The sequence below is a fragment of the Brevibacillus sp. JB24b genome (genome assembly GCF_051713385.1).
GTDB lineage: Bacteria > Bacillota > Bacilli > Brevibacillales > Brevibacillaceae > Brevibacillus_B > Brevibacillus_B laterosporus.
Genome location: NZ_JBNVQV010000001.1, coordinates 2,571,493 through 2,588,966, shown reverse-complemented (window position 1 = coordinate 2,588,966; position 17,474 = coordinate 2,571,493). Strand labels below are relative to the sequence as shown.

The window sequence follows — 17,474 nt, the reverse complement described above, 5'->3', positions numbered from 1 at the left end:
TTCATTCCTCCTTTTGGTGACCAAACTCATCTGTATCTCTCATTCTCTCATTCTGTGCCTTTAATTCATCTATCTCTCTCTGCATCCTTTGCATATCATCAGGAGTCCCTTTCCCGTGATTATCATGTCCGTGACCTCCACGCATACCAAACATCATCACAAACATCATGAGGGGGCACGCGAGTAGTAATAACCATGTCCAATCCATCTTTAACTCCTCCATATCCAACAAAGCTTTGTATATTTGTATTGTAGATCAAGAATGTGTGGAAACCATGGAGGATCGATGTGTCTGAAATCAGATTACAACGCAAACCAGATCTCTGGGCTGGAATCGACGAAAGAAAAAGGGATTGCCGATTGCCCCTACGGTGCTTCTATACCATTAGGGCAACCTCTTAAACCTTATTTCTTGGGTAAGTCCTGTGTTTGTGAAGGAAAAGTAGCTATCCTTCGATAAAGAACGCTTCAATCAATGGTCAGTGGAAGGCAAAATGGTCGTCTGTACCCTCGTAGACGACAGGTTGCGATGAAATCTTCGACGAAGTTCTCCCTCATCAAAAGTCAGATAAAATTGAGCAGATCCAAAAGTAAGAGGGTTTACGAACGACGGTGATGGTGACAATGATGTGCTAGCATTGGAAAAAGCAACTTATCGAAAAGTGATGCAGAACCTCTGGTGGGCAACGGGCTATAATATCGTTGCTTTCCACATGCTGCAGGAATTCTGTTTCCATTTGGAATCGTCCTTAACCCTGAGGTTGGGGCTATCTTGATATCCTTAAGTACCGTAATCGTGCACATCAGTTGCTGCGCCTTAAATAATTTATAAAAAGAAAAACTCCTGAAGGTGTACGAAACACCCAAGGAGTTTATTCATGTTATTCTGGTTTATTGTCAACACTCGGGTCAGGGGTATAGTTGCTCTGATAATCATTATACTTTACATCCGTAACCATACCTGCAGACGCGTGATGCAGATCGTGACAATGGAACATCCAATCTCCTGGATTATCCGCTTCAAATGCGATCACATATTTTTCTCCTGGCTTCACGTTGAGGGTATCCTTAATAACAGGTGCTCCATCAAGCGGTTGTCCGTTTTTGCTTAAAACTTGGAAGAAATGTCCGTGTAGGTGCATCGGATGATCATCGGTCTTCGATTGGTTCACAAAGGTGACCTTTACTTTTTTACCTTTATCAACCTTAATAGAATCGGTATTTGGGAATACCTTTCCGTTTATGGTATAAACCATCTCTCCGTCCTTCATTTCGGTATTCAGATTCAGAAGAACATCCTGATCAAAGGATTGATTCAAGGAGAACTTGGTCTCAGCTTGTTTACCGTATTTCATGAGATTGAATTGTGGTAATTGTTCAGATGCGTTGGATTCATCAGTCTGTACGGTAGATCCTTCGTATGCAATGACAGCTCTCATGTTTTTCACTCTATCTTCTCTACCATGCTCTTCAAACAGCCAAGAACCAGGATTGTTCGCTGTAAACTCTATGTCATAACGCTCGCCTGGAGCGATGGCAATCCCTTGATCCGTAATGACAGCAGGGCTATTTACAGGTTGACCATCGGAGGCAACCACTTTAAATTCATGTCCATGTAAATGCATCGTATGCGTGAGATACCCCGCATTGATCAGGCGAATTCTCACCTTCTCACCTTCTTTAACCACTAGCTTATCAATGGCACCGCCTGTCTTCCCGTTGATGGTATACAGATTATACATGCTCATATCGTGACCTTTCATAGCTTCCATGTCACTCATGTTCATTTGACTGTGATCCATACCGCTCATGTCGCCCATGTTCATCTTGCTATGGTCCATGCCTTCCATACTTTTATTCGTTTGGCTGGAATCATTCGTATTGGTTTCCATATCCATGCTGCCAGAACTCATCCATTCGTCAAGTACAAGCGTGTAATCCCGATCGTAGCTATCATTTGGATCTTCCACAATCAATGAACCATAGAGCCCTTTATCGAGCTGATTAACGCTATCTTGATGCGAATGATACCAGTACGTACCTGCGACAGTAGCCTCAAACTCATACGTAAACGTTTTGCCTGGAACGACAGCATCTTGCGTGACCCCTGGGATACCATCCATATCGTTGGGGACTGGGTAACCGTGCCAATGAATGGAGACGGGTTCCTCGAGTTCATTTTTTAAGTTAATCTTGACCGTATCTCCGACTTTGACACGAATCTCTGGACCGGGCACAGAATTGTTAAATGTCCAGACAGGCAAAGTCAATTCATTAGACACCTTCAAATTGCTCGCTTGTGCCGTGATGGTAAATTCTTTGCCATCCACTCTTTGTGTTTCTTTTGTGAGAACAATGTTACCTGATTGATTGGAATTAGAAGGGCTCTCTGTGGTCTTCTGGGTGCTATTCATTTCCAACTCGTCTTTACCACTAAAATTAGCACAACCTGCTACCACGATGCCTATCGCACCGATCGCAAGTAATAGTTTTAATTTTCCTTTCATTTATCGTGAACCTCCACTTCATTTTCTGATTCGTAATAATTATAAATAAAAAATGTGTGGAAACCATGGAGAAATCTAAATTTTTAATTATTTCCATCTGGACGTTTCAGTTTACACTAAAAAACAGGGCTTTCTATACGATTACTCTGTTCAAATCCTATCCTGCAAACAAGTAGCATTAGTGATTCATCTCGGAGGAATTCCCAATGTTGCCATGCCCCATATCTTCATGACCTTTTCCAGAAGCTGACTCGATTTCTAACATCGTATCAATCTCCCTTTGAACCTTTTCCGAAATGTGCTCTGTTGAAGAGAAATTCTTTAAAACAAGTTAGGATTTGTTTTGATATCTTAAGATTTTTTGCGTAATTCTTCTTTCCAGGATAATCAATCACATCATGAAGGATTGAGAATCGTCAAATAAAAAGGGAGAAGATATGGATTAGTTAAAAATATCTCCTCCCTTTTTATTTAATTAATATGGACACATACATAGTCTGACAGATAATGAATGCAGTCTGGTTGGTAGCAGAACGATGGCCGAAGCTAACCCTAAATCTTGAATAAATTTCTTTAAATGAATTGAGTACAGATGATTACAGAAAGTGGTTCCAATTATTACATTCTAAATCTGTTAAAAAGTAGTTTCTTTTCTCTTTTACCCTCGATTGCTGAAATATATTTCTCTACATATTTTTCTTTTACCATCCTTTTAATTAGAGGAATAAATGGCTGAATAAGAATTTCCTGTGCAGTTTTATCTAAGTATGCAAAAGGATTGAATGTACCACCTTTTAGAAATTCCACCGAAAAGGGGATGATACATAGTGGTTCTGGATCAACGTACTGCTCAAACCTTTGTAATTGATGTTTTAAATTCTTTAGTTCTACGTAAGGATGACTCTTATTGATAATCGTATATAGATGAGTTGTCCTGGTTAATTTAGAAATATATTTTAGCCTGTCACTCATAAACCCTAACTGAATTAAGTCTGGTTCGAGCACAATCCATACCTCGTCAGCTTCCTCTAGAACAAGTTTAGAAAAACCAGAATCTATGTCATGAGAAAGATCCACGAATAACAAGGGCAATTCATCAGCCGTATAGTATAGAGTTAAAGATTCTGCAACACCAAGAGCATACTATTTATTAGCGGTTTGTGGAATGAATGGAATCCAATTAACATTTTCATAAACCCAATTTATATCTTTCTGAATAAAAGGGAGTATATACTCTTGATCCCAATACTTACATACTTTTCTCGTACTTTTTACTTCATGATACCAACACTTCCAGACAGGTGGTTCTTTTTCCTTACCACCAAGAAAAGTATAGAGTTTGGGCATTGGTTGAATTCCTTCTAACACACCTACGGGTAAATCAAATTGTCCCAATGCAATAGCTAAGTTGTTAACCACAAATGAGGACCCTGCCCGATTATAAAGGCTCACTACTGCTATGGTTTTATGATTGATCGTACTTATCAGTGACTGTTTCCTTCGAATATGGCTTTCTTGTGCTGCAACAGCATATTGAATCAGCTGCTTCATACTCTCTTTTTTTTCGTGCTCCAGATCGTCATAGACATTTACTTTTTTGATAGGACTTTCATCATTTTCATGATTTACATTTTCATTAGGCTGTTGTTTCTCATCAACTTGTTTAGGGCATCGATTGGCACAATGGTTTATTTCTCCGCAATCTTCCAAGGTATATCATTAAATCTACTAATAAGCAATTGGTGGAATACCTTGCTATTCCATACCAGATAGCGCAATTCATCCATAGAGTGGTCATTTTCTTTAAGTGGAACCTCAGCTCTATCTCCAGTTGCTCCTTCTGGGTAACGGTAATTTGTTAATTCTTGAATGACCTCTTTCAGATGGTCAGAAATGAAGATGTTCGGCCTGTTGTTATTTGACATTCCACATTTACAATCCTCATCAGGATCAGCATATCTTTAAGTTGACGGAGTTTTCTGAACCCAGAAATTTGTTTCGGATCAATTTAGAGATTTAGTTTTTAACGTATCAAATACAGTACTTTACTCTCTCGTCCTATTCATTAATCATATCAGTTCGAACCACCTTCTTACGCTCCATTAGCCTTGTCCCTCTCTTTTATTCAAATAACGACATCTCACGTTATCGTCTGCAATACACTCCGTACTCTCAACATCAGCATGCTTGGTGGCTTCTGATTTCAACTTCTACCCCAGGACAATTTGCTTCATCAAATAAATACGGCTATCTTGATTTTTTTCTAATTTGACCATGTATCCTTCATGATCCTGAACTTTTGCCAGAGTAACTAATCTCTCCTCAAAATCTTGCTCTGACATCGTCACTATTAATAAAAGCTAATAAAAATCTACTAATTTTACCAATACTTAATGTTTGCCAATACTAGACATCGAAAATGGTCTTCCATATTCCAATGTTGCTGTTTACGGATATTTTCGCGATCTACAAAGACTTCCTTAATATAGACAAAGCCTCCAGAAATGGAGACTTTGCTATCGTGGTTGATCTTTGAACGGTTAATGTCCAAGATTGTCCATCCAAATTGGTTCGGCCATATCGCACGCTCCTTCACTTAGTGACCGGTATCAACAATCTAATTGGGGTCACTTTCATTGCAAGTGTGTTGGACAATCAATCGGTGTTATTAGCTACTTTAGATATTTCATCACAGGAAGAACAGGAAAACCTTCACCATCCAATAACATGTATCTCCTACTGTTATCCTCTAAAATTACTTCTTGCACCTTCATTACCTTCATCTCCAAGAACAATTCTTTTTGACGCTCGGTCTAACGACCTCACTACTTCTCCCGCTGTGGGCTACGTCCTCCAACAATAACGATATTTAATTCTTTAATAATTATAATAGACATACTATACACCTTTTTTAATATCCATATAACAAATCAACTATGTACAAAAAAGAGGATATATGCACATATATTGAACATATTGTCCTCTCATTATTATAGTATAGTTAAAAAATAATAGAGTCATTTAAAAAATAAAAAAGTTTTTTAACATACGAGTCATTCTATTCAACAATCGGGCCAGATTGTTGAATAGAATGACTCGTATTGAAAATTGGATATTTGTGTTTGAAATACAGAAGAGATTGTGAAGGTTTGCACTTAAACTAACGGGCAGGTTAGCTGTACAAGTTATAAATTTAATGGTTTAAAGTTATAGAGCATTTCTTTGAATGAGGAATGCTTTTTATTTTTGCTTAAAACAAAAACCTACAATAAAAATGTTATTCAAATTAATAAAAATTTATTGTAAAACAATAAAACTTATATTAAAATCAAAATCAGAATAAATAAGTGAGGTGCTTTTTATGGAAAAAGTAATAACGTTGTTTTTAAAAATAGCTGTTATTCTTTTAGGAGTCCCAGTTCTTGCTCTGTGCATCTTTTTGGTGCCAGAGATGGCGAATCTTGTAGCAAAATTGCTTCCACAGTTTGCTTTTATAAAATATCTCGTTTTCATCGCTTTTGATGCATCGGCTATACCTTTTTACTTTGCTTTGTATCAGGCTTTCAAACTCTTATGCTATATTGACAAAAATAAAGCTTTCTCCGATTTATCTGTAAAAGCTTTAAAGAAAATCAAATACTGTGCCATCACAATCAGTATTTTGCATGTGCTAGTTTGGCCGCTCTTCTATATCTTTGCGGAAGTAGACGACGCACCAGGAGTTATCTTTGTCGGATTGGTTGTTCCTTTTGCTTCGATGGTTATTGCAGTCTTTGCGGCTGTTCTCCAAAAACTTTTACAAGATGCAATTAATATCAAATCAGAAAATGATTTAACGGTCTGAGGTGAATAACAATGGCAATTATAATTAATATTGATGTGATGTTAGCAAAAAGGAAAATGAGCGTAACAGAACTTTCGGAGAAGGTTGGAATAACAATGGCGAACCTTTCTATATTGAAAAATGGAAAGGCAAAAGCGATTCGATTATCCACTTTAGAGGCAATTTGTAAGGCTTTAGAATGTCAGCCAGGAGATATTTTAGAATACAAAAGTGACGAAGACAGTTAAACATTGTGGAGGAAACTTAATATAACAATTATTAGGGGAGGTATAACTATGGATATTAACAATTTGATTATTGAAAATATTGTTAACCCTCATGAGCTGGAGAGAATGTATAGAAAAGACCCGAAAGCTTTTAAAAAGTCATTCTCACACGCATGGGAACAAAATCCTGATTCTCAGGTTCTTGGTGTTTGGTATGAAAGATTGCATTTCAAGGAGACGGCAAATACAGAAAAAACTTCCTTGCTTCAAAAAGGTTTCTTATTCATGGGCATTTTAGCCATTCTGGCCGGGATAAGCACCAGGGTCATTTTCCATTTTGTCGAACAGGAAGCAATTGCTCCAATTAACCTGGCTTTTGGTATAATTCCCTTTATTGCTGCCTATTTTGTTTACAATAATACTCCGAAAAAAAGTGTTATTTATTCCCTTGCAGCGTTGTTCCTAATTTCCGGGTTTTATCTTAATATGCTGCCATTAAATTATAAAGACAGTATTATCCTTGCTTATTTACACCTTCCCATATTCTTATGGGTATTGGTAGGGCTTGCATTTACAGGAAATGAATATTCAAAAGGCAGTACAAGATTAGCCTATATTAAATTTAATTTGGAATATTGTATTCTCTACGCCAGCATGGCAGTTAGCGGAATGGTACTAGCAGCATTAACCATGCAGTTATTTAGCCTTGTTGACTTGGATATAGAAGACTTCTATTTTAGTAATGTCGTTTTATTTGGTGCTGCCGCTCTCGCTATTGTGGCTGCATACCTGGTATCAATGAATCTTAAACTTGCTAAGAATATTACACCATATATAGCTAAAATTTTTAGTCCTCTTGTCCTGGTCACATTGTTGATCTATCTTATAACGGTTATATGGGTCGGAAAAAATCCATTCTTGGACCGCAATTTCCTGATAGCCTTCAACGGAATACTCCTTGGTGTATTGGCCGTTACCATATTTTCCATTATCGAGAGCGACTCAGACGAGAAAAAGAACATTTCAGATTATATAAATTTTGCCTTAATTGTTCTTGCGCTTATCATTGACAGTGTGGCTTTGTCAGCCATTGTGTTCAGACTTTCTTCTTATGGGATTACGCCTAATAGACTTGCTGTTTTAGGAGTAAACATACTTATCTGGGCAAATCTAATTTGGATTATGCTCTCCTATATGCGTTTTCTACAAAACAAATCCGGACCTTCAACTATCCAAGATGCCGTTACTAAGTATTTGCCGGTCTACGGACTTTGGGCAGCTTTCGTTACATTTACTTTTCCTATAATTTTTAATTAGAAAGGCTCTGTTAATGTAACGAAAAGTTAATCTTCTATAACGTATAAAATCCTTAGAGCCGATATTATGCAGCTTTTTATACAGAGTTGCATAGTTTTGGCTTATTTTCATTACTAAAGTTAAAAAGAGGGTATTCAAACTAGAAGACATAATATATTGTTGCAACTGGATTCTTTAAAATATGTCCAGTTTCATGTGCCCAACGAAAAAGGACTACATGAAACGTATTTGATAAGCTAAACTTGCAGGTTTTAAGTTTGAGTTTGATTTAGATTAAATGTGAAAAGATGTACTTACACTAAAGGGGGCGTTAGTTAAAGAAGAATTAAGTAATATTCTTAGTTATTCAATTAAGGGCTGATCTATACAGGTGCTTATTTTGCTAAACGTAACCTTGATAAAGCTCTATCTAGCTTTACGTATAATAACAAGGGATTAGCTCTCAAATAACAGAAAAAAGCAACATAAATGGTAAAGATGTTCATTGAACAAAAAAAGGGCCCTCAATAATTTGGGGCTTTTTTGTTTGAATAGTAACTGAACTATAACAATTTATCATTTACAAAAATAAAAAGGTATAGCTTAATAAAATAAAAATGCAAAGCATAAGAAAAGCTAGAATTTTTTCCTTTCTTTTATAGTAACTGCTCATTGATAATAGAGCTGTGATTATAAAGAATACATTCAATAAAAAAGAATCAGACTTAATAAGAAATTGGTTCGACAAGATACCATATGAAATTCCAATTACACTAATAGCCAACAGAACCATAAGCACTATTCTGGACATCATATTCATATTTTAGATAACACCTTTCTGTTCTTTCATATGAAAGAAAGTAAATACCATGCCAAATGACATGGTATTTACTCCTAGTATTTTACTCGTCTTTTGTGCAACATTAAAATATGGTTTTTCAGCAAAAAACCAATCTCCTACATCATTAAACTGATGATCGAACGGTTTAAAATTGAAAAGTTTAAAATAAACTGAAGTATCTTGGAAGCGATATTGATAGAGTTCTTTCCCACTTTTTCTATATTGATTAAATTGAATATATCCATCCATTGTTTTTCCTGCTATTAAAGTGACGAATCCAACTCCAGTAGCCCAGTCTGAAACTTTGCTCAATATTTTTTTCATATGGGATTTTAATTGCTAATTTACTTAAAACTTTAGCTCCATATTTATAAAATCCTAGCGAATGGTAGAGTGAAATCGCCGGTTTCATTGTAGGAAGAGTATCTAATCTAATATAACGATACCCGATATTTTTAGCTTCCTCAATTATTGCCGAAGCTAAATCCCTTCCTATTCCTTTTCCCTTAAAGTCTGGTTTTACATGCAACCTTTTCATTTCACAAGTTTTTTCATCTATCTTTCTTAAAGCGACACATCCTGCTGGCTGTTCATCATACATAGCCAAAAGGATACATCCTTCAGGAGACGCGTATTCCCCCGGTATATTTTGCAATTCACTTTCGATATTTTGAAAACTTAAATCGATACCGAGAGAATCTACATATTCTAAAATAGTTCACGTACTTGTTGGTGTTGATATTCTTCTATTGCTTTAACTATATCTAGCAACTCTACCCCTCCCTGATTGTAACTGAGCTTTGATTCATATTCTCACACCGATAGCCCCTTGAAAAGCCCTTCTTATGATAATTACGCAATCCTGCCCGTTCATTAAGTGTCCACACTATATTTTTAGTGTACCTTCGATACAAGTTACAGCATGACCGCCGATTAAGATTTTACCGTTATCCGTAAATCGAACTTCTACCCTGCCGTTTCGTCCTACACAATGACCCTGACTAGCAACGTAATTCGGCTTTCCAATAAGTTCAAGCTCTTTTACAAGTGTTGCTACGCAACCGTTACCGCTACCACACACTGGATCTTCATCTACTCCCTCGGTTGGGGCAAATGAACGCACCTCAAGATTAGATTCTGTATTTTCAGAAGTTAGTCCAAATACGGTGACACCTGTTACACCTGATGGAATTAATGTAGCGAGTTTCGCCATATCGGGACGCAAGCTTCGTACTTCATCTGCATTAGATAGTTGTAAAGTCATCCATACTGCTCCTACATCAATCGTTGCACTTGCTTTAATACTATTGGAATCTACCCCCAAAGCACTTGCTAGTTTAGCCGCATCAGCAGATTGTATGCTTTTTACATGTGGCTCAGGCAACGTAAGGAATAGTTTATCCTCATCAATAAAAATAGAGACTAACCCGCTACCACATTCCTGCATCAAGCATCCTTCTGTCTTTGGTTTAAGACCATGTTTAAGTAAAGCAAAAGCTGACCCTATCGTAGGATGTCCTGCAAAAGGAAGTTCACTGTTTGGGGTAAAAATGCGCAATTTATAGTCAGCCCGTGGGTCTATTGGCGTGCATACAAAGGTGGTTTCGGATAAGTTCGTCCAATTTGCGATAGCCTGCATCTGCTCCGTTGACAGTTCATTGCCATTGAGTACCACGGCAACGGGATTGCCCTTGAATGGAATGTCTGTAAATACATCTACTTGTTGGAATGGAACTTGGTGATTCATTATTTACTCCCCTTTCGAAATAGAAGTTTTTATTTTCCTTTGAAAAATGTAATCAGAATATAACTTGTACCAGAAGCATGTAAACGACACTTTATTTCATATGTCTGCTTAAGCATCGTCTATTCTCCCCAATTTGATTGGTATTATCTTATCACCCTTTTAAAAAACCACACAATAAAATAATTGTGTGGCGAACAATTTAATGAAGGCTACTTAAAAGTTGATGTAATATCATTAAGCCTTTCTCTAATTCTTCATCCGTTTTTGGAGCACAAATGGATAGACGAACTGCTTTTTCAGGAATACTGTTCCCAACCGTAAATCGTTCGGCAGCATATACCTGGATACCATGCTCTAAGGCGAGGGCTTCAAAATCTGCTCCAGTAATATTGGTTGGTAGCTGTAACCAGCGAAAAATACCTGTTTCATCATCGTGACAAACATAGTCTGATAAGTATTCACTTACTAATTGGTTTCGATAAACTGTGTTTTTTCGATTGTTTTCAATAATCGTATCGAGATTATTGGAGACAATGATTCGAGCAGCAAGTTCTGCTAACAATGGTGAAACGGAAATATTCATGTTGTAAAGTGCATTGGAAAGCGACTTTTTATATAGTTCAGGCGCGGATACATAAGCAATTCTAAGTCCTGGTGCAACGGCTTTCGATAAGCTAGCTATATAAATTGTTTGTTCTGGGGCAAATGTGGCTATAGCCTGTATAGACTCCTTGCACAATAGATGGTAAGTAGCATCCTCAATGATGAAAATATTATGTTCTTTTGCCACTCTTGCAATAGCTTTCCTGCGAGCAAGCGACATTCTGTCAGTAGTCGGATTATGATAATCCGGTATAAGATATATGCCTTTTAAATTCTCATTTTTACAAGCATAAGTAAGTGCTTCTTCGCTCATTTCTCCGTCTTTGTTTTTGATGGGTACTAATTGAATACCTAGCATAGCGGCTGTTGTTTTTATACCAGAGTAAGTATGGGGATTCGTACCAATTTTATCACCATGTTTGCAAAGGCTAGCTAGAACTGCTGTTATAGCGTTTTGCCCACCGTTAGCAAATAAGATGCTGTCAGCATCCGCACTATAACCGCCCTTACTCATAAGTCTTAAAGCTGCGTCCTTCTGCCAAAGCATATCATCCGGTCTACTATAACTGAACCATTTTCCAAAGTCCGATTCATTCACCATGTTTTTAAGTTGTAACATTAGCGGCTCATAAGAATTAGATTCCGGAACGGTTGCCCCCATTTCAATGACATTCTTTTGCTTGTCGGTGCTAAGCAAATAGGAATTGGATAATGCATCAAAGGAAACAAACGTGCCACTGCCTACTGTTGCACTTAATAAACCTTTCAATTCACATACTTTAAAAGCCTTCGATACAGTGCTCACATTGATATCCAAAAAATCCGCTAGTTCTCTTTGCGGAGGTAATTTTGTTCCTGGAAGTAAAGAACCGGTTATAATGTCTTCTTCAAGTTGATTAGCTAACGTTAGATATAGCGGTTTCAGCGTTCTATCTATGACAGGTTTCCAGCTCATCGGATAATTTTCAAATGAATTTACAGGCATCGCTTTACATCCTTTTTTCACACAATTATATGATTGTGTGGTTATTTTAACAAGTACATTAACTTTGATAAATGTGATTCACTTCCTAAGCTAACCTCCCGATAGTTATATCCCCGGTTATTCTTCGCCCTAGTGCCTCACTTGAAAGGTATAAAGGAGAGGCCATGTATGCATTGGCCAGGGCAATTTTTTTTGGTAAACATGGCGAACTACGAGATCGTGCTTTGCAAGATCAGCTCCAACGCGCTAGCGCATTGAACATTATCATCAATGCGATTAGTGTCTGGAATACTGTATATCTGCTGCAAACAATAGAATATCGAAAAAAGCAAGACAAGATTCAGGATGAACTTCTACATCATATTTCGCCCCTTGGGTGGGAGCATTTCAACTTTTTGGGCGAATACACATTCAATTTCAGGCAGAATACTTCTCTTAATTCATTGCGGCCACTTAGACTACAGGGGGATGAATGATCTATGGTCCGGGTACCACGCCCCGGTCCTGCTTAGAGTAAGAAAAAACGCCATGCCGTTCATGTGTGAGGGCTTAGCGTATATTTTTTAGCGTTAAAATGTTGGCGGTACCCCTATTAACGATATGGAGATGTTTATTTTATTTATCGGTACCCCTTCAGCCTTACTTCTATAGAATTCCATTAGTTCTAGATCATCTGGTGTAACTTTCTCCTTAAGCGGTATTAATATTAGAGCACTTTGATTAGGAGGAATCATTAATCTTTGAACTGGTATAGGTTTGCTCCTAATGACCGCATATGGAGCTTTTTTATCCCCTACCTTAATATATTGAGTATTGTTCTTGTTCAATAGCGTAATAGCTAAATAATGGCCAGTGGTATCTTCCTGTTTTTCAATGGTTCCTATATGAATTGAGCTATCATCCGTTGTAATTTTGTAATCAAGCTTTGTATTTTCTAAGATATTGTCTTCTTTTATTTCCCAATTCTTTTCATTTTTCTTTTCTACTAGGAGAATTTCTTCTGATTTTACATGTTGATTCTCTCTGAGATAAGTAAGAGTAACAGACGCTTTATATAGATTATTCTTTAATGGAGTAATACCGTTGACTTTATAAGATTTAATCTTGGAGTTTGCTTTACTCATCTCGGTTTGTATCCTTCTTGATAGAGTTTCTTTCGTTTTATGTGAGCTTATAAAGGACGCTGCGTCATTGTATCTATCTGCAATAAGAGCATCATAGTAATCCTTAGTTATTTCTTCTACCTCTTTCTTTTCTTTCTTAATTGGAGAAATGGTTGTCTCCTTGGTACTCGTTAAGTAATTCGAATTATTTCCATTAGCACTTTCCTTCATGTAAAAATATACTCCTACTGTTCCAATAAGCAAAAATAATAGAATAAATTTTTTCATATAGCTATACTAGCTCCAGAGTAATAAAGCATAATTATAACTATTGAAAATAAACGTAATTATAAGCCAACCTATTTCCAACCCAGATACCCGCATCACTTACTCTAATACTTTATTTTATCAGACAATGTTACGAGGAGTGTGTTTTATGGCATATGCATGGCAGGTCCGGCACGGACTTACATCCCCCCAATTTCAAGCTGAATACAACTCACTAGTATCCCAAGGATATCGACTCATCGATATTAGTGGTTACGGAGTAGGTGGAGTCGATCGTTATGCTGCTGTCTGGGAACAGTCGCCAGGTCCGGAGTGGCAGGCTCGGCACGGACTATCCTCCGCGGATCATCAAGCCTTATTTAGGACCATGACTGCTCAAGGATACCGTCCAGTACGCGTCAGCGGTTATGAAGTAGCCGGCAGAGATCGCTACGCATCCCTCTGGGAAAAAACGACCGGTCCGGAGTGGCGCGCTCACCATGGCTTGACCGCGGATCAATATCAAGCCGAATTTAACAACCTTATTTCGCAAGGGTTTCGACTAATAGACCTGTGCGGGTATACCGTAGCTGGTCAGCCTCGATTCGCAGTAATTTGGGATAAATCTCCAATCGTCAATTGGGTCGCTCGCCATGGCCTAAGCTCTGCTCAGTACCAGGCTGAGTTCAACCACTGGAGCAACCAAGGATTTATACTGTGGCGCGTAAGTGGATACGAGGTTGCCAACCAAAACTATTATGCGGCGATTTGGATCAAAGGACCAGCTCTCACATGTTCAGCCCGCCACGGCCTGAGTCCTGCTGAGTATCAAGCTGAGTTTAATTCCATGCTGTCCAGAGGATTCCGTCTTGTTCAGGTTAATGGAAATCCATTGCGCGGAGAAGTGCGATATGCAGCAATATGGCACAAGCCTTACTTATCCGATAGTGACCTAGCGTTCATCCAGCAGACTGTGACGACCTTCATGAACAATCACAGGATCCCAGGAGTATCCCTAGCTCTCACCTACCAAGAGCGATTAGTTTTCGCTCAAGGATTTGGCCTTGCCAATCAGGCAACCAACGAACCAGTTAGAACCAATCACCTCTTTAGAATAGCCAGCGTCTCGAAACCGATTACTTCGGTAGCGGTGTTTAAATTGATCGAAGCTGGACGGCTAAATCTTGGCGATAGAGTGTTTGGTCCAAACTCTATCCTCGGTACCACTTACGGGAAACAGCCATATAGCAAAAATATCCACCAAATAACGGTACAACATCTTCTAGAACATACCAGCGGCTGGGCGCAAAAACAGGATCCGATGTTTAGCCATTTCAACTTAAATCAAGACGAGCTTATCACAAGGATGATTGATGACGATAACGCACCATTGACTTATGTGCCGGGACGGACTTTCGATTATCTCAACTTTGGTTACTTGCTGCTCGGCCGAGTGATTGAACGCGTTTCAGGTATGCCCTATGCTGACTATGTTCGACAGCACGTCCTCGCGCCCTGCGGTATTACGGATATGCATATTGCCGGTGACACTCTCGCGGATCGTCGAACGAACGAAGTTGTATATTACCCCCAAAGCAGATGGAATCCTTACACGATCCGGGTTTCTCGCATGGACGCACATGGAGGTTGGATTGCGTCTGCAACGGATCTCGTTCGTTTCCTCGTTCGCGTGGATCGTTTCGCCTCTAAGCCGGACATCCTGAACAGAGGATCCCTAGCGACAATGTATACAACCACGACTGCACCAAGAATAGATGGAAGCCCTTCAAATTACGCAAAGGGATGGGCCATTCATCCTTCAGGTAATTATTTTCATGACGGAGACATACCAGGTTCGACTTCTATCGTTGTGCGGGCACATCACGGATATTGTTGGGCCGTGTTAGTCAACTCTCGTAACGACACACAATTGGAAAGAATGCGCACCGACCTTGACAACCTGGTGTGGACGATTATTGGGCGCATCAAAGATTGGCCGGCTTATGATTTGTTCAGAAACCGATGACAAGGCAAAGTAGAGCATCACGACTGTAGCACTCCAAATGCTAATAACCAGTATCGGTTGGCAGTCGCAGTAGCCGCAGAACGTTGGAAGAAAAGGAGATTAAAGTGAGAACCACGGATCCAAATAGAGTACATGTATTAGAAAATAAGCCAGAAGGATTCTTCTATCTTGATTATCGCACGACAAATCTCAAGTTTAACATCATTATAGAGTCCTTATGCTGTGGTTCCGTTGGTACCGAAGACGGTTGACACCGTCCGTTGCAGGTGCCACCTGAAAACTAAGAATAAGTAACTCAGTGGGTCTGATAAAGTTGATGATACCAAAACAAGCCAGTTACTGGTGGCGAGAGGATGATGCAGGACGATTGCTCGCATCAGTTGATGACGAGCACCACACCAATGCAACTTAGTCAAAAACATGCAATGACTTACGTATGTAAGTGGGAAACTCCATTGATTCGTACAAAAAGCACGCCTTAAGTTCTGTTAACTTATACGTATACTAAAAAAATGGTTGGTATTTCCAGTCGGATTTACTAGGTCACCCCACCATTTTTGGAAAACTGATGGTGCTACTCCACTAAGGGAAAGATAGCACCAATTGCTTTAAGAGATTGTGCAGCCTCCATTTCATCAAATGAAGCGAACTTACGCCTTACTCTATTCTAATCTGTAGGTCAAAAAAGGTACTCGGTGTGCTTTCTACATTAGAACAAGTTGCCTTGCTCAGGAGAAGCGCTGTGGTAAAAGGTCCAAGCTTATGCCTATCTTGTCCTCTAGGATTTTTCCGTTTATGTTCCACATGTAAAGATCTTGACGATTGTTCCAGAACAGTAAGCATATTGTTTTAGTTTCCGTGAAGACCCTTTGTATAACCGCTTGTTCTCTAATAAAATTGAAAATGTGTCTGCCCTCAAATCTGCAGGAGGGCAAGCTTAACTTTTAAGAAATCTAAACAGGCAAAAGTAAGGATCTATATCAATAACTTCGAATGTAATTAAAGAATCAATAAAGGTTTATTAGCAGTAAGAAAACAAAACAGTTCGGCTGAAGCCTCTTGAACGACGTTTTCGTCGAGCATGAGAAATCTTGAGGACGTTAGTGTTACGTTACATAATGCTAGGTAAGAAATTTTTCTTCCAGAAGTCGATGGCCCCTCATCAGGAGGGCACTGAAAAAGTCGGTTCTGTATCCTTTTTGTTTTAAAAACCAATTGTATCTTCTTCGGATCGACTACGATAAAGAGATATTGACTTTTTACTTTGATATATCTTTCATCGACTCTTCAAGATTGTTGTAAGAAGACATCATACTCTCTCACCTAGCTCCGATCTATGTTAATGAACTATGTAGGGCTATCGATATACATAGTTCATCCATCATCTCTAAGGTCCTCTCTGTGAAATGTTTAGAATTCATTATTTTGGGTGGATGCTCTCAATGTAAGGTCTTGTTCAACAAATAATAAATTCAGGCGTAAACTTTATTGTTACTTTGTAGTCGAACAAAAATGTTTCGGAACCCTGATTCCAGTCTGAAGTCTGTAGACTTTGGCCAGCGGTATGGAGCTTTGTATGTTAATCAAAAAACACGATGGAACGGAGGATAGTTAAAGTTTCATTAAGCATTCCACGAGCTTGATTAATAGTTGGACAAGAGCTCATTACCACTTGCCAATATTGCGTTCCTGTTCTGTGAAGATGGATGATTGATACTCTACATCCGCCTTTGTTTCCTGCAACTTCTGATCTAGTAACCACTACATTGGAAAAACCATTTTGCCTAAATTTTTGCTCTATAGCCCTTTTTAGGTCTGCAAGAGTATGTTGACCCATATCCGTTATACTAGAATTAGCCATAAGTGCAGAACCCTGATTAGAAAAAGGGCGACTATCCCACATATATGGGTAATTATATTGATAATGATAAGGACTATATTGGTATTGTCCATTTGATTGTAGATACAAAATAAATCTCCCCTTTTTTAACTGTATTCCTGGAGTTAGTATAGTTTCATGGACACCTCTTAGTTAAGTCCTTACAATGA

16 protein-coding genes and 1 pseudogene are annotated in these 17,474 nt (G+C 38.5%); 6 read left to right on the top strand and 11 right to left on the bottom strand.

Annotated elements, in window-relative coordinates:
- Position 1: 1 nt before the first annotated feature.
- The 5 genes from ACQV1I_RS12665 to ACQV1I_RS12645 form a co-directional block, all read right to left on the bottom strand.
- Positions 2 to 208, bottom strand: coding sequence for a DUF2933 domain-containing protein (locus ACQV1I_RS12665; RefSeq protein ID WP_094702164.1), 207 nt, complete (start codon positions 206 to 208; stop codon positions 2 to 4).
- A gap of 673 nt (positions 209 to 881) precedes the next feature.
- On the bottom strand, positions 882 to 2,507 hold the full coding sequence (locus tag ACQV1I_RS12660; RefSeq protein WP_094702166.1) for a multicopper oxidase family protein: 1,626 nt from the start codon (positions 2,505 to 2,507) through the stop codon (positions 882 to 884).
- Between the two features lie 618 nt (positions 2,508 to 3,125).
- Positions 3,126 to 3,512: a hypothetical protein gene (locus tag ACQV1I_RS12655; protein ID WP_236645857.1), complete on the bottom strand. Its 387-nt coding sequence runs from the start codon at positions 3,510 to 3,512 to the stop codon at positions 3,126 to 3,128.
- Positions 3,513 to 3,650: 138 nt separating this feature from the next.
- Positions 3,651 to 4,217 carry a hypothetical protein gene (locus ACQV1I_RS12650; RefSeq protein ID WP_236645858.1) on the bottom strand — a complete coding sequence of 189 codons (567 nt, stop codon included), beginning with the start codon at positions 4,215 to 4,217 and terminating at the stop codon, positions 3,651 to 3,653.
- Positions 4,196 to 4,432, bottom strand: a complete 237-nt coding sequence (locus ACQV1I_RS12645; RefSeq protein ID WP_236645859.1) for a hypothetical protein — start codon at positions 4,430 to 4,432, stop codon at positions 4,196 to 4,198. Before ACQV1I_RS12645 ends, ACQV1I_RS12650 begins: the two co-directional genes overlap by 22 nt.
- A 1,436-nt stretch (positions 4,433 to 5,868) precedes the next feature.
- Between ACQV1I_RS12645 and ACQV1I_RS12640 the strand changes: the two genes are divergently transcribed.
- From ACQV1I_RS12640 to ACQV1I_RS12630, 3 genes are read left to right on the top strand one after another with little or no spacing between them, the layout of a single operon-like run.
- Entirely contained in the window at positions 5,869 to 6,351 is a 483-nt protein-coding gene (locus tag ACQV1I_RS12640) for a DUF2975 domain-containing protein (protein ID WP_104031226.1), read from the top strand.
- Between the two features lie 11 nt (positions 6,352 to 6,362).
- Positions 6,363 to 6,578 carry a helix-turn-helix domain-containing protein gene (locus tag ACQV1I_RS12635; protein WP_017153334.1) on the top strand — a complete coding sequence of 72 codons (216 nt, stop codon included), beginning with the start codon at positions 6,363 to 6,365 and terminating at the stop codon, positions 6,576 to 6,578.
- A gap of 48 nt (positions 6,579 to 6,626) precedes the next feature.
- The gene (locus ACQV1I_RS12630) at positions 6,627 to 7,874 is read left to right on the top strand and encodes a DUF4153 domain-containing protein (protein ID WP_116334657.1); all 1,248 of its coding nucleotides are present in this window, start codon (positions 6,627 to 6,629) and stop codon (positions 7,872 to 7,874) included.
- An 802-nt stretch (positions 7,875 to 8,676) separates the two neighbouring features.
- Here ACQV1I_RS12630 and ACQV1I_RS12625 read toward each other — a convergent pair.
- The 4 genes from ACQV1I_RS12625 to ACQV1I_RS12610 form a co-directional block, all read right to left on the bottom strand.
- On the bottom strand, positions 8,677 to 8,943 hold the full coding sequence (locus tag ACQV1I_RS12625; RefSeq protein ID WP_116334658.1) for a hypothetical protein: 267 nt from the start codon (positions 8,941 to 8,943) through the stop codon (positions 8,677 to 8,679).
- On the bottom strand, positions 8,921 to 9,295 hold the full coding sequence (locus tag ACQV1I_RS12620; protein WP_236645865.1) for a GNAT family N-acetyltransferase: 375 nt from the start codon (positions 9,293 to 9,295) through the stop codon (positions 8,921 to 8,923). Before ACQV1I_RS12620 ends, ACQV1I_RS12625 begins: the two co-directional genes overlap by 23 nt.
- Positions 9,296 to 9,580: 285 nt before the next feature.
- Complete coding sequence (locus ACQV1I_RS12615; protein ID WP_116334659.1) at positions 9,581 to 10,441, bottom strand: PhzF family phenazine biosynthesis protein; 861 nt, start codon at positions 10,439 to 10,441, stop codon at positions 9,581 to 9,583.
- Between the two features lie 199 nt (positions 10,442 to 10,640).
- The gene (locus ACQV1I_RS12610; RefSeq protein ID WP_116334660.1) at positions 10,641 to 12,029 is read right to left on the bottom strand and encodes a PLP-dependent aminotransferase family protein; all 1,389 of its coding nucleotides are present in this window, start codon (positions 12,027 to 12,029) and stop codon (positions 10,641 to 10,643) included.
- A 152-nt stretch (positions 12,030 to 12,181) separates the two neighbouring features.
- Here ACQV1I_RS12610 and ACQV1I_RS12605 point away from each other — a divergent pair.
- Positions 12,182 to 12,505, top strand: a pseudogene (locus ACQV1I_RS12605) (Tn3 family transposase); the annotation flags it as partial.
- Positions 12,506 to 12,598: 93 nt separating this feature from the next.
- On the opposite strand, the gene ACQV1I_RS12600 reads toward ACQV1I_RS12605, so the two are convergent.
- Positions 12,599 to 13,363: a hypothetical protein gene (locus tag ACQV1I_RS12600; RefSeq protein ID WP_116334661.1), complete on the bottom strand. Its 765-nt coding sequence runs from the start codon at positions 13,361 to 13,363 to the stop codon at positions 12,599 to 12,601.
- Positions 13,364 to 13,568: 205 nt separating this feature from the next.
- Here ACQV1I_RS12600 and ACQV1I_RS12595 point away from each other — a divergent pair, with 205 nt between their 5' ends.
- Positions 13,569 to 15,425 carry a serine hydrolase gene (locus tag ACQV1I_RS12595; RefSeq protein WP_236645860.1) on the top strand — a complete coding sequence of 619 codons (1,857 nt, stop codon included), beginning with the start codon at positions 13,569 to 13,571 and terminating at the stop codon, positions 15,423 to 15,425.
- A 104-nt stretch (positions 15,426 to 15,529) separates the two neighbouring features.
- Positions 15,530 to 15,676 (top strand): hypothetical protein, encoded by a 147-nt coding sequence (locus tag ACQV1I_RS12590; RefSeq protein WP_161555104.1) that lies wholly within the window; start codon positions 15,530 to 15,532, stop codon positions 15,674 to 15,676.
- A gap of 1,328 nt (positions 15,677 to 17,004) precedes the next feature.
- On the opposite strand, the gene ACQV1I_RS12585 is transcribed toward ACQV1I_RS12590, so the two are convergent.
- On the bottom strand, positions 17,005 to 17,394 hold the full coding sequence (locus tag ACQV1I_RS12585) for a hypothetical protein (RefSeq protein ID WP_094702517.1): 390 nt from the start codon (positions 17,392 to 17,394) through the stop codon (positions 17,005 to 17,007).
- Positions 17,395 to 17,474: the final 80 nt, after the last annotated feature.

Coding starts and splice junctions, on each gene's coding strand:
- ACQV1I_RS12615 (WP_116334659.1), bottom strand. CDS start 10,441: ATGAATCACCAAGTTCCATTCCAACAAGTAGATGTATTTACAGACATT.
- ACQV1I_RS12595 (WP_236645860.1), top strand. CDS start 13,569: ATGGCATATGCATGGCAGGTCCGGCACGGACTTACATCCCCCCAATTT.
- ACQV1I_RS12620 (WP_236645865.1), bottom strand. CDS start 9,295: ATGTATGATGAACAGCCAGCAGGATGTGTCGCTTTAAGAAAGATAGAT.
- ACQV1I_RS12640 (WP_104031226.1), top strand. CDS start 5,869: ATGGAAAAAGTAATAACGTTGTTTTTAAAAATAGCTGTTATTCTTTTA.
- ACQV1I_RS12610 (WP_116334660.1), bottom strand. CDS start 12,029: ATGCCTGTAAATTCATTTGAAAATTATCCGATGAGCTGGAAACCTGTC.
- ACQV1I_RS12660 (WP_094702166.1), bottom strand. CDS start 2,507: ATGAAAGGAAAATTAAAACTATTACTTGCGATCGGTGCGATAGGCATC.
- ACQV1I_RS12625 (WP_116334658.1), bottom strand. CDS start 8,943: ATGGATGGATATATTCAATTTAATCAATATAGAAAAAGTGGGAAAGAA.
- ACQV1I_RS12600 (WP_116334661.1), bottom strand. CDS start 13,363: ATGAAGGAAAGTGCTAATGGAAATAATTCGAATTACTTAACGAGTACC.
- ACQV1I_RS12645 (WP_236645859.1), bottom strand. CDS start 4,432: ATGTCAAATAACAACAGGCCGAACATCTTCATTTCTGACCATCTGAAA.
- ACQV1I_RS12635 (WP_017153334.1), top strand. CDS start 6,363: ATGGCAATTATAATTAATATTGATGTGATGTTAGCAAAAAGGAAAATG.
- ACQV1I_RS12630 (WP_116334657.1), top strand. CDS start 6,627: ATGGATATTAACAATTTGATTATTGAAAATATTGTTAACCCTCATGAG.
- ACQV1I_RS12665 (WP_094702164.1), bottom strand. CDS start 208: ATGGATTGGACATGGTTATTACTACTCGCGTGCCCCCTCATGATGTTT.